The organism is Synechococcus sp., from assembly GCF_982614295.1.
The window spans coordinates 1-11,633 of record NZ_CEXBMR010000002.1 but is presented as its reverse complement, the minus strand read 5'-3'; the positions used below and the strand labels follow the sequence as shown (position 1 = coordinate 11,633).

14 protein-coding genes are annotated in these 11,633 nt (G+C 48.0%); 7 read left to right on the top strand and 7 right to left on the bottom strand.

Annotated elements, in window-relative coordinates:
- The 3 genes from AC2JC8_RS00520 to AC2JC8_RS00510 all read right to left on the bottom strand — a co-directional run.
- Positions 1–568 (bottom strand): glycoside hydrolase family 104 protein (locus tag AC2JC8_RS00520; protein WP_484594029.1); only part of this gene is annotated, 568 nt, incomplete at its 3' end.
- Between the two features lie 198 nt (positions 569–766).
- Positions 767–1,870 (bottom strand): hypothetical protein, encoded by a 1,104-nt coding sequence (locus AC2JC8_RS00515; protein ID WP_484419850.1) that lies wholly within the window; start codon positions 1,868–1,870, stop codon positions 767–769.
- Positions 1,864–2,772, bottom strand: a complete 909-nt coding sequence (locus AC2JC8_RS00510; RefSeq protein ID WP_484594028.1) for a TIGR04168 family protein — start codon at positions 2,770–2,772, stop codon at positions 1,864–1,866. Before AC2JC8_RS00510 ends, AC2JC8_RS00515 begins: the two co-directional genes overlap by 7 nt.
- Positions 2,773–2,774: 2 nt before the next feature.
- Between AC2JC8_RS00510 and nadA the strand changes: the two genes are divergently transcribed.
- Both nadA and AC2JC8_RS00500 read left to right on the top strand, forming a co-directional pair.
- Positions 2,775–3,719: a quinolinate synthase NadA gene (gene nadA, locus AC2JC8_RS00505; protein ID WP_484400768.1), complete on the top strand. Its 945-nt coding sequence runs from the start codon at positions 2,775–2,777 to the stop codon at positions 3,717–3,719.
- Between the two features lie 67 nt (positions 3,720–3,786).
- Positions 3,787–5,310, top strand: a complete 1,524-nt coding sequence (locus AC2JC8_RS00500; RefSeq protein WP_484400766.1) for a hypothetical protein — start codon at positions 3,787–3,789, stop codon at positions 5,308–5,310.
- Here AC2JC8_RS00500 and AC2JC8_RS00495 read toward each other — a convergent pair.
- On the bottom strand, positions 5,307–5,774 hold the full coding sequence (locus AC2JC8_RS00495) for a CBS domain-containing protein (RefSeq protein ID WP_484400799.1): 468 nt from the start codon (positions 5,772–5,774) through the stop codon (positions 5,307–5,309). The two genes, AC2JC8_RS00500 and AC2JC8_RS00495, sit on opposite strands and share 4 nt — an antisense overlap.
- 35 nt (positions 5,775–5,809) lie before the next feature.
- Here AC2JC8_RS00495 and AC2JC8_RS00490 point away from each other — a divergent pair, with 35 nt between their 5' ends.
- Positions 5,810–6,346: a CDP-alcohol phosphatidyltransferase family protein gene (locus tag AC2JC8_RS00490; RefSeq protein ID WP_484400765.1), complete on the top strand. Its 537-nt coding sequence runs from the start codon at positions 5,810–5,812 to the stop codon at positions 6,344–6,346.
- On the opposite strand, the gene AC2JC8_RS00485 is transcribed toward AC2JC8_RS00490, so the two are convergent.
- A complete protein-coding gene (locus tag AC2JC8_RS00485; RefSeq protein ID WP_484400798.1) occupies positions 6,343–7,263 on the bottom strand; it encodes an NAD-dependent epimerase/dehydratase family protein in 921 nt (306 codons plus the stop codon). The two genes, AC2JC8_RS00490 and AC2JC8_RS00485, sit on opposite strands and share 4 nt — an antisense overlap.
- A gap of 65 nt (positions 7,264–7,328) precedes the next feature.
- Between AC2JC8_RS00485 and hisA the strand changes: the two genes are divergently transcribed.
- The 4 genes from hisA to AC2JC8_RS00465 are packed head-to-tail and all read left to right on the top strand — an operon-like array spanning position 7,329 to position 10,831.
- Positions 7,329–8,102: a 1-(5-phosphoribosyl)-5-[(5-phosphoribosylamino)methylideneamino]imidazole-4-carboxamide isomerase gene (gene hisA, locus AC2JC8_RS00480; protein WP_484400764.1), complete on the top strand. Its 774-nt coding sequence runs from the start codon at positions 7,329–7,331 to the stop codon at positions 8,100–8,102.
- Positions 8,103–8,119: 17 nt separating this feature from the next.
- Positions 8,120–8,536 carry a Fur family transcriptional regulator gene (locus tag AC2JC8_RS00475; RefSeq protein ID WP_484594027.1) on the top strand — a complete coding sequence of 139 codons (417 nt, stop codon included), beginning with the start codon at positions 8,120–8,122 and terminating at the stop codon, positions 8,534–8,536.
- The gene (locus AC2JC8_RS00470; protein ID WP_484594026.1) at positions 8,537–10,225 is read left to right on the top strand and encodes a DUF3685 domain-containing protein; all 1,689 of its coding nucleotides are present in this window, start codon (positions 8,537–8,539) and stop codon (positions 10,223–10,225) included.
- 51 nt (positions 10,226–10,276) lie between these two features.
- Positions 10,277–10,831, top strand: a complete 555-nt coding sequence (locus tag AC2JC8_RS00465; RefSeq protein ID WP_484594025.1) for a thylakoid membrane photosystem I accumulation factor — start codon at positions 10,277–10,279, stop codon at positions 10,829–10,831.
- Between the two features lie 8 nt (positions 10,832–10,839).
- On the opposite strand, the gene AC2JC8_RS00460 is transcribed toward AC2JC8_RS00465, so the two are convergent.
- The gene (locus AC2JC8_RS00460; RefSeq protein WP_484594024.1) at positions 10,840–11,031 is read right to left on the bottom strand and encodes a Nif11-like leader peptide family natural product precursor; all 192 of its coding nucleotides are present in this window, start codon (positions 11,029–11,031) and stop codon (positions 10,840–10,842) included.
- A 131-nt stretch (positions 11,032–11,162) separates the two neighbouring features.
- Positions 11,163–11,552, bottom strand: a complete 390-nt coding sequence (locus tag AC2JC8_RS00455; RefSeq protein WP_484594023.1) for a Nif11-like leader peptide family natural product precursor — start codon at positions 11,550–11,552, stop codon at positions 11,163–11,165.
- Positions 11,553–11,633 lie beyond the last annotated feature (81 nt).

The following is an 11,633-nucleotide window of genomic DNA, read 5'->3' as shown; positions in this document are numbered from 1 at the left end:
GCTGTAACTCAGTTAGACGCTTCACTGGCTGTCCGTAGTAGCTGCTACCCCTGAGGGTTGGGAAAGATGCCCACTCCGGAGCTAATTTTGCTGCTAATTCAGCGCTGAAGATGCCTTGATCAGCTATTGAAAGTGCACCTCGCTTCTGGATCAAAAAAAGAGCGGCTTGATCTTGTACTTGTGGGTTAAAACCAACTAAACCCATAGCTCTAACAACAAGCCCCCAGGTGGCGGGCATGAACTGATATGCCCCAGCAGCAGCACTGGCATAACCAGTGGTGTAATTCACTTTGTCTGGGTGGCGCTCAAGAGAATCCATCAAGCTGCCGCCGAACATCACCCGATAGCCAAGATCTGTACCTTCTTTCCAGGTGCCTTCCGCGTAGCGAATCGTATTAAGCAAGGCACGACGTTCAGCGGTGATTGCAAAAATGCGAGGAGCACTGGGAAAACCAGGAAACTGAAGGCGAGGAAACGATAATTGAGCCAGATGCTTTGGAGCCCGATCAGCTAAATCGTTGGATCCTCCTTTTTCAGAAGAAGCAGTAACTGCTAGGGCAGGGGGCATTAGTGCTAGGCAGCCGCAAAAGAGAAATAACGTACCCAACCGGCTCGATGCAGTAAGTAAAGAAAAATTCAAACGTGCAACCTGAAGTTTGACTAAAAATAAATTTTTGCCGCTCACGAGATCTTTTCAGAAACGGACTGGCCGAATATGGTCGAAAAAAACCTGGCTAGATTAACCACTGACCAGAAAATAAATTGTCTACTCCCTAGAGGCTGTTTGCCTCAGAATGCTTGTTCTTAATATTTTAATTAAAAACTGGGCTGCTTCAATTTCACCACCCCTGGCGAGTGCAGGTTTTGTAGGGGGGGTTAATGGGGTATCTAGGTGCCAATCCCCCGCCAAGAAAGCCGCCAAACTCAATTGGCGATGCCATCCATGTTCTTTTAATCCCGCCATGAGAACTTCAGCCTCCGCAAAGCCCTGGCGTTCAACCGCAATCACGCCAAGGCCCTGACCCAAGGCTTCACAAAAAGTGCTGTAGCCGGGTTTTGTAATTACCACACTGCAGATCGGCATCAGATCAAGGGGCCGCAGATCAGCAGGCAACAGCCTGGCGTTAGAGGCTTTAGCTAATTCAGGGTCTGTAACAACAAAACCCCAATCGGGCCATTGCTCCAGCAGCTGATGCGTGCAGGCAAAACCAATGCCGCCAAAACTCAGCAGTGCTGTTTTTTGCTTTTCCCAACCCCAGCCAAATCTTTGCCGCAGTTCATGGCTGGTAAAGCTTGGTGTTCCCGCACTCAAACCAATTTGCTTTTGCGGTAAATCCCAATCCATCCCAAGCGAAAAAGGACAGCGCAGAGTGGCAGCACCGCGGCGATAAAGCTGATTGCTTTGCTCAGCCCAACTAAGCAAAGGGCCGCCCAGTTCTTGATAGATAGAATCCCAGCCAAAATTTGCTTGCCACACCAAGGGCACACCAAGACCTTCAGCTAACAGCACTGCAGCAGGCGGAACATCCGCCAAGACAAGGGCTGCTTCCCCAGGCCACCTCATAGCCGTTATTAATGCAACTTGGTTCTCCACCTGGGCTGCCAGTTTGGGCTCCAGCTCATCTAGCGCTTTCAAGGTGGCTAGGGGATCACTAGCTAACGCATCCGCCTGGATCACCCCCACATCCCATTGGCAATGGTGGTGAATGTGGGGAATTGCGGCAAATGTTTGGTTTAGGAACTTTTTTGGAAGTGGCGTAGAGAGCACAAAACGACAATGGGGTTCAAGCCTCTGCAACGCCGCCAAAAGTGCCGCCACCCTTGAGCCATGGCCGTAACCATGGCCACTTATGCAGGCCACAATCAACATGGGCCACTATTAGCTAACGGCAGTACGTCTTCTTCCACCAAAGCGCCATTCGGTTGATACCAACGATGGGACGCCAGCAAAACATTGCCATTGTTATCCATTTCCACCCAGCTGAAATGCCTTAAAGGGCCATTTTCACTGCATTCACGATGACGTGGCACGCAGGCAGCATTTAAATAAATCGTTCCTTGCCGGTCGCGATGCAAAGTGCGGCGATTGCCGGCGCCTCGGCGTAAGCGGTGGTGCATATGACCAAAAACCACTAAGGGCACTGGCCTTTCCTTGCGTATGCGCAGTATTGCTTCTTGAAGATCTTGGTCGCCCCAATCACAGGCGGGAGGCTTCCAGTCTTTTCCGCAGAGATCAGCGGCAGCGCTTCCAAGGCCGCTGGGTCCGGCGTGGGAAAGCATCACAAGAGGTATTCCGGCAGGAGCACTCAAGGCAGCCTTGATGATGCGGTTGGCGGAATCAAAAAGATTCATAACCCCCCAATGGGATTTAACCGCCTCCGATAGCCTAAATCCGCCTCCAGCACTGCCGGGTCTACCACCCACCACCGCTAACCCGGGGGGATCTAATAAACGCAAACCCCAACCGCAATGCAGTTCACCAAGGGCCTGCTCCATGCGACCAAGAGTGCGACCAGAACTATCTTTGGCGGCATCGTGATTTCCGAGCACGCACGCAACCGGAACATGCAATTTGCGTAGGCGCAGGGGCAGGCGCACATCCCCGTCTGCCAGGTCGCCAACTACCAAAAGGGCATCTGGAGCAAGTTGAGCCATCACAGCATCGTCGTGGTGGTCCCACTGGCCATGGAGATCTCCGGCAATGGCCAGTTTCAGCACAAATGCTCCCTTGTAACTTTCTAGGCTGCTTGCATCCTCCCTCGGCAGGCTCACGCATGTTCGTAAGCAGCGCCCCAAGCAGCAGCCAAATTCAGCGAATTGCTGCTTTAAAAGATCAGCGCAAAGCTGTAATCCTTGCCCACTACTACCAAGAGGAAGAAATCCAAGACGTGGCCGATTTTATCGGCGATTCCCTTGAGCTATCCCGCAAAGCTGCTGCCACCGATGCAGAGGTAATCGTTTTTTGCGGCGTTCACTTCATGGCTGAAACCGCAAAGATCCTCAGCCCCAACAAAACTGTGCTTCTGCCAGATCTAAATGCTGGCTGTTCACTTGCTGATGCCTGTAGCCCAGATGAATTTGCTCAATTTCGCGCTGATCATCCAGGCCATGTGGTGATCAGCTACATAAATTGCTCCGCAGCAATAAAGGCGCAAAGCGATTTGATCTGCACAAGCAGCAATGCGGTGGCAATGGTGAAATCAATTCCTGAAGAACAAGGAATCCTTTTTGCACCAGATCAAAACCTAGGTAACTGGGTGCAAAAACAAACCGGCCGCAAACTTGTGCTTTGGCCGGGCAGTTGCATTGTGCATGAAACCTTTAGTGAGGCAGCTGTTTTCAAATTAAAAGCCGCCCATCCCAAAGCGGAGCTAATCGCCCATCCCGAATGCCAAAGCCACCTGCTCGATCTAGCTGATTTCATTGGTTCCACCAGCAAATTGCTATCGCACAGCAAAACAAGTACTGCTTCGTCCTTCATTGTGCTTACCGAGCCAGGGATCCTGCACCAGATGCGTAAGGCTGCTCCCCATAAGGAGTTCTACGGGGTACCTGGTCTTGACGGCTGCAGCTGTAATGCTTGCCCTTATATGCGTTTAAACACCCTTGATAAATTAGAAAATTGTTTAAAAACTATGGCTCCTGCCATCAATCTTGAGGAAAGCCTGAGGCTTAGGGCTCTAGCCCCAATCAAAAAAATGCTGGAATTAAGTAGCTGAAGTGTCCTGCAATGCTGGTGCGAGCTGATTTATTTGCTTATATAACGAAAAGTGTTTGCTTTAGCTAATGGGCAGTAGCCGCAAGAGCAGCACTGAGTTGGCGTCAACAGCCTCTTCAAGGGGCAATAGAGGTTCTACGCCAAAACCCCATGGCAGAGTTGCGAAAGGGAAGATTGCAGCAAAGCCTGCTAAATCAAAACGCAGAAGCAAAAACGAACAAAAAATCAATGTTTTTAAACGTCGCCTCAGCTGGCTTGGTTGGAGCGCAATCGGAGTGCCTCTTGCCGCCCTCACATTTTTGGTGGTGATTGCCCCCTCAAGCAACCGTCGACCAGGCGGCAACAATCAAACCAGCCTGGCCAGCCTAAATGCCACAAACGAAAGCTTCCAGTATTTACCCAATAACGATGTTTATGCCCTCAACTTTGATCCCCGCAAGGTAGCTTTCGGAATGCTTGAGGGTTGGGATCGCGAGCAAGAAGCCTTCAACGACAACAAAGCTCTCGCTTTTGTAAGCGGGCCGATGTATGAGCGCTACAACGATCCTGATCAAGAGGTAACTGTTCCCCTCGGCGATATCAAACTTGGCAATCAAATTTGGCGAGGAAGAAACCGAAGCGCAGCCAGGCAGCGCGCCTACATGGGTATTACTCACCAAGGCAAGGTTGACTTTGGTTATGGAGAATTAACTGATGCCAGAGCGGGGGAATACGAAACATTTATTGGTGGTTTGCATTCGCTTTACAACAACATGCAATCTCCCCCCAGTGAATACAAAGGGGCCTACAGCGTGAGCATGGGTCAGCAAATTCGCTATTACCTGCCCAGGGTGCGCATGGTTTTGGGTTTGCGTAGTGATGGCCGCTTAGAGGTTTTCATGAGCCGCGATGGCCTCACCCTCGAGCAAACCAAAGAGCTCGCACGCAGTAGAGGTTTAGTTGCTGCTTACATGCCTGATCATGCTTCAAAAAGCCGTCTCATTATTCCTGGCGTAAAAGGCTTCAGCGAAGAAGATGCCAATTGGATCAGCGGTGGCGCCACCAGCTTTGTGCACGTTCCTTACATGCTCAAGCTCGAACCAAGATCTTTTCATCTTCAAGGCAATCCTCTGGCAAATATCAACCCCTTGGGAAGGCTCAGCGGTTGCTCAAACCCTCTGGATTGCAGTTTCAAATTGGGCGGCCAGGTGATGGATAAGGCAATGGCAGGTTTAAACCGTTTAATGGAAAAAGGAGTAGTGCCAATTGCCCGATTGTTTTGGTCGCCATCAAAATCACCAACCGCCTCTCGCCCCTCAAGCGCTGCACCGATGCGAGAACCCCCCATCACCGCAGATCCCGCCCTTGCACTTAATGCAGCTGCAGCACCCCGTATTCCAGAACTCCCTGGAGCAGGTATTGGCTTAGGCACCCCTTTCAATCCGGCATCAATGGCGCCTGATCTACCTGCTCCGGAAAACTACGAGTCAGCGCCTGCGATAGCGCCAAGCCAAGCCGTATACGATCCCAATCTTTCGATCACAGCCGGCAGCGAAAATCGTGTAACCCCTGCCCCTCCTGTGTTGCCTCCGGCCTCCCCACCAGCCCCTTAACCAGCTTCAGCGAGCGCTCGCACCACATCTCCACGGGTGAGCACACCCACTGGCATACCCTCTGGGTTTAATACAAATAAGCGTTGAGTTTTACCGTTGTGCAATAGTTTTGCGGCTTTCGGTAGAGGTAAATCAATGGCACATGTGTGGGGATGGCGATTAATTAAATCAGAAACATTATTTCCTAAAACTTGGTGCACTTCTTTATCCCATTGCAGCGGATTTTTGAGGTAGATCACACTGTCTAGCAAGAGCACATAAGGGCCAGCATCAAAACCACTTTCACGAACCATTAAATCCTGTTCACTAAGTTCCCCCAGCAGCGCACCTTTGGCATCAATTACAGGCAAGGCACTGATGTGATGCTGATTTAGTAAAGCAACTGCTTCCTGCAGGGGGGTAGTTAGTTCCACCGTAAACAATGGGCTTGTCATCACCTCTGAAACCAATCGCTGCATCACCATGAAAACTGTTTCAGCTTGAGTCATTCTGCAGGGCAATGAACCCCAATCTCCTTCGCTTTACAGCTAACGGGCTCACCATTGGACGCGCCCTATTGGGTTTGCCCTTGATAATTGCCCTCGGGCAAGGCCAAGCCAGCCTTGCCTGGATCCTGCTGCTAGTTGGCGGCCTAAGCGACTGGGCCGATGGCTGGCTAGCGCGCCGAGCCGGTGGAGGCAGCATCTGGGGTGCTCAGCTGGATCCCCTAACCGACAAAATTTTTTTATTAGCGCCACTGCTCTGGCTAACTCAACAACAACGATTACCCCTTTGGGCCCTCTGGCTTTTAATTAGCCGTGAGCTTTTGATCTCAAGTTGGCGTGGCGGGCAAGCCAGCGGTGGCGCCGCCTCAATGGCAGGAAAGGCCAAAACATTGCTGCAATTTGCGGCTCTACTCTTAATGCTCTGGCCCCCAAAATGGCTGCCACCACAGGTAGTTAGCACAATTCAGGGGCTGGGCTGGTGTTTGTTTTGGCCATCACTATTGCTTGCTCTTTCTTCCGCCTTGGGCTACCTAAAACCAAAAAGTAATTAGTTTTTCCACAAGAGAGCATCGGAGCTGCAATCAACTTTTTGATCGGGCCGCAGGCCGTAATCATTTTTAAAACTATCGGCAAGCCCGGCATCAAGATCAAAACGAGGCGTAAAAGCTAATTCCCGCTCAAGCCGATTCACATCAACTAAAAAATGATTAAGCCGCAACGGAAATGCCTTACGCGCCTTGGGATCAAGGCAAGAGGGATCAAAACTGCGCATTTCAACGGTGGAGGGATCCCTGCCACAGGCCCTTGCTGCTGCTGCAACTAACCCTCTGAAGCTCACCCCTTTACTGCCGGTGCAGTTGTAGATCCGATTTATTGATGCATCTACCTCGAGGCAACGGGCCATTGCCACGGCTAGATCATCCACATGGCCCAATTGAGTGATGGTGGAACCATCACCGGGGAGTGGAACCGCTAAATCCTGGCAAATGCGAGCAAAAAACCAATTTTCAACTGGGTTGTAGTTACCTGGCCCGTAGATGTATGTGGGCCGAAAACTGGTAAAAGGAATCCCTTGCTGCCGCAACCAATCCTCCGTGCAGGCCTTTCCTGCATGGCGGCTGGAGGGATCTATTGGAGATTCCTCATCTAAAGGCCATAGTTCGCTGTCGGCATAAACGCCAGCGGAACTCACATATACAAAGCGATGGGAGGGCGCGCCGGTGCAAGCCAGCACAGCTTGGCTTTCCTCCATGGTCCTACCAGAACTATCGATGATCACCTCAAAAGCTTGGCCTTGCAGAGGAGCCAGGTCTGCAGCAACATTGCGATCGCCGCTTAAGTGCAACACTCCAGTGGGAATGGGCTGGCGCCCCCTCGTGAAAAGGGTGAGTTGATGACCAGCTGCAAGTAATTGCTGCACCAAAGGTTTACCGATGAAGCGGGTACCACCCATCAACAAAATGCGCATTCTGGGATCCTCATGACTGGGTTCATCCTCCCTTGGCGAGAATGCCAAAACAAAAAAAACCTGCGATGCAAATAATTCCCGCGATCGATCTACTAAATGGGCAGTGCGTAAGGCTTCATCAAGGCGACTACGAAAAAGTTACCCACTTCAGTGCAGATCCAATTGAGCAAGCCCTGGAATGGCAGCGGCAAGGGGCGCAGCGCCTGCATTTGGTGGATTTAGATGGGGCCCGCAGTGGGGAACCAATAAATCATCCTTTGGTGAGGCGAATTACAGAAACTCTTGAAATTCCGGTTCAGCTGGGAGGAGGCATAAGAAATGCCGCAAAAGCGGCAGAACTACTTTCATGCGGGGTTAATCGGATAATCCTTGGCACCGTTGCAGTGGAACAACCCGAGCTGGTGCTGGAGCTGGCCCAGCGTTACCCCCAGCGGGTGGTGGTTGGAATTGATGCCAGAGATGGAATGGTGGCAACTAAAGGCTGGACGCAGGCAAGCCAAGTAGATGCAACGAAGCTTGCTAAAAAATTTAACGGCATTGGGTTAGCTGCTTTGATCTGTACAGACATAGCCACAGATGGAACCCTTGAAGGGCCGAATCTGCAATTTTTACGCTTAATGGCGAAGGCGAGCGGAACCCCAGTAATCGCATCAGGGGGCATAGGCGATCTCACTGATTTATTAAGTTTGTTGCCTCTAGAAGCCGACGGAGTGGTGGGAGTAATCGTGGGTAGAGCTCTCTACGACGGCAAATTAAATCTGCAGGAAGCAAATTTGGCGATCGGGCCCAAAAGGCTTCAAGACCCGCCATCGCTGAATCCAAATAAAGGCACTTGCTAGCTCCATATGATGGGGCTATGACAATAAGAACAGCTGATTTAAATGGCGCTTTTCAGATCTGCCGCAGCCGAGGGTTGCGGCTAAGCCGACAGCGCAAATTGGTTCTGGAAATACTTTGGTGCAGTGGCTCACATTTGAGCGCAAAGGAAATATATGAGCTGCTAAATACAAATGGACGCTGCATAGGCCACACATCGGTTTATCAAAATCTTGAATCGCTGCATGCCCACGGAATAATTGAATGCCTCAAAAAGGACCAAGGCAGGCTCTATGGGCATCGCGCCGATCCCCATAGTCATATCACCTGCCTTGAGAGTGGCGATATTTATGATTTAGACTTAGAATTGCCCAAGGAACTACTCAATTCAATTGAATCTAAAACGGGATTCAAAATCGAAAGCTACAGCCTGCAATTACAAGGTAGGCGAAACTAAATGAATAATGAATCGCTAGATCTAAACAAGCAAAGAATTCTTGTAGTTGGGCAACAATGGCAAGCCCAAGCCCTCATAGAGCTGTTCAAAACCAAACACCCAAATTGGCATATAGATTTACAAGCAAGCCTTCAAGAAAATAATAAATCTAATCCAAACAGAAGTGCCAAAAGCTTCCAGCTAATATGCTGGATACAGCAAGATCCTCTGACGAGTAATGTTCTCAACGAAGAGTTGAAGCAATGGGGATTGCGAGAGCCGGGAACTCCATTGATATTGATAATAAATAACAGCAAGAATTATCAGCAGGATTTACTATTAAAACTTAAAGTAGATGGCTTGCTAGAGCAGCCCAGCTTGGCGGAAATAAGTGAAGCCATGGAGCTTGTACTAAAAGGTGGCAGGGTATTTAGAATCAATCAAGAAGAAAATTCAAATAATACTAGAGGCTATAACAATCAAAAAACCCCTTATAGTCAAGGCCTTGGTTGTATTTTATTAAAAAGCGGTTTAATGCAAGTAGAACGGGAAATAAATCGAATTCTTCAGATAATTGCAACAGAAAGGGAATCAGGGTTATTTACTTTTGTAATGTACGGACGCTTAAGGGAACTGCGTATGGCCCGCAAAATATTACATTTTATCTGGGGAGGATCCAGCGAAAACGTTCAAATAGAAAATCATGAAAGCAAAGAGAATCTACACATTTGGCTGCCTCAGCGCGGTGGTATTAATTTACTTAGTCAACTTCAACTAAATTTAGCAAACAGCTGTAAAGATTTAGTAGCAGATGAATCGAACCAACTGCTAGCGCTTGAGGCTTTGCTACCAGAGCGGCGCCTAAATTTATTCGAATGCTTGCTAAATGAATTTAAGATTCTTGTTGAGAAAATCTCACAAGAAAAAACAATTATGGAAAGTTCAGTTGTTGACTTATGGCTTAATCAACAACTATTACTCAGGCAACGAGCTCTACTTCAATTAGTGGGGCCATACACTCAGATGCCTAAAGAAGGCAGCCTTGTTCGGCTTGCCGACACATTACTCCAAACTTCAAATCTTCAAGATGAAGATCCGGATCTTTGCTCTCTATACCCTATTTTAACGGCCTTAATTGATGGAAAGCCATTACTCATAAATGGTCAATTAATGGCACCAGACCAGCCTTATGCCCTCTTACATCTACAAACTCTGCTTAGCAATTGGCTCCTAAGAAGCGCAGAACGAATCGCTAAGGAAGTTTTGGAAGCATGCAGCGGCTGGCCAGAACTACGCAGAACAATGCTACCCGCAAAGTTTCTATCCACTAGAGAATTAGATCGCTTACGCAATCGGCTTAATTCAATTGAACGTTGGCAAAGTTTATTTGTAAGACCTGTTGCTATTTATGAAAGTAAAAGGACTCTCTACACAATACGCGCCGGTAAATGGTGCTCCCAAGTTTTAATAGAACCTCGGGATCATGAACTAAAAACACTCAGCTGGTGGCAACAGGCGATCACAATTCTTTTAGAAGCAAGAGATGCTTTAGCACCGCAACTTGAAATCCTGATCAACCGCATCGGCACACTAATGGTGCTGCTATTAACAAGGGTGTTGGGGCGTGCGATCGGTCTTATAGGAAGAGGTATTATGCAGGGACTAGGTAAGGGAATTCAAAACTCGGCCCTTAGCGGCGATAAACTCTAAACCAACTTTTTAGAATTTATTCTACTAACCAACTTTTCAGAATTTCTATTCATGCAAATCAACAAGCGCAACGTCTTAAATGCAACATATACTTTAATTCTATCTTTTCTATTATTCATAGCAGCAGCACCATCTGTTAACGCCGATATTAATACCAACAGTTATGATGGAAATATATTTGCACTATATGCCGGCAATGGCGCTTTGGTTCCACCAAGCACAAGCCTAGAAGAGGCGGTGAAATTAAAAAAACCAATACTTCTTGCATTTTATCTAGATGATAACAACTCAAGCAAGCGTTTTGCCCCTTTACTATCAGATTTACAAGGCCGATGGGGCAGAGATGTTGAATTAATTGCACTACCAAGTGATCCATATAAAATGGATCCCAGCGCTCCTAATAATTCTCCAAATCATTACTGGAGTGGGATGGTGCCACAAATTGTAGTGATAGATGCATCAACAAACGTACTTTTTAGTGGGCAAGGAAATATGAATGAAGCAGAAATTGAACAGGCACTTGCTAAAGCAACCGGCCGCTCAGCAAGTAATGAACCGAGGAGTCAGCGTAGCTTTAATGAATATAATAGTGAATTCAGTTCTTAAGGCTTGAGTTAAATGAAATTACCTAAGAATATATAATCAAAATTCTCATTAAATACATGCGCGCCAAGACTTTCAAGTTCCGTATAAACGCGCCCAGCTAAGCGATGCAGATGATGGCGAACAACAGTTACCTTACTTAAATCATGGCCGTTATTAGATGCCAACTTAATTAATTCAGCATGACTGCGGGCAGCCTGCACCTAATCGGAAAGTGCTTGACTTTTACGAGCTTCTGCAAAAAAGTCGAGATTTGCTTGGCTCATCTAAAGACTGCAAATATACAAGTTTGTTCTAACAAGCGCAGATTTAATTAAATTTACTATTGAAGAAATTACCAAATTTCCAATTCACCTTTAGCTGTTGTGTAGATGGAATCAGCATCGCCAAAATCTAGATCATAGCTTTTGGCGATAGCAAGCAACTCCTTTAAATCAGCAGATTCAAGCTTTTCTTGTAAACCAGGATTTGCTTTTGCTTGCGCTATAAAACTAGATACAACTGGAATAGCATCTCCAACTGGTGCAGCGGTATTAGGAGCTGTACCCCATAATTCCATGGAATGCTTAGCACGGGCGTATAAATCATGGGCATGACCAAATTGAAGATTATGCTCTTCCGCAATTAACAAAAGCTCCGCTAGGTTTGCAGATTCGAGCCTGGCTTTCAGAACGTTATCGTTACCTAGTTGGGCTACGAACTTAGCAACTGTTTGATCAGCCATTGGTAAAAGAAATCTGCGTTAGGTGTAGCACAAAAAAAGCCACCTTTAGAAGGTGGCTGGGGCATTAGCGCTAATTAAAGC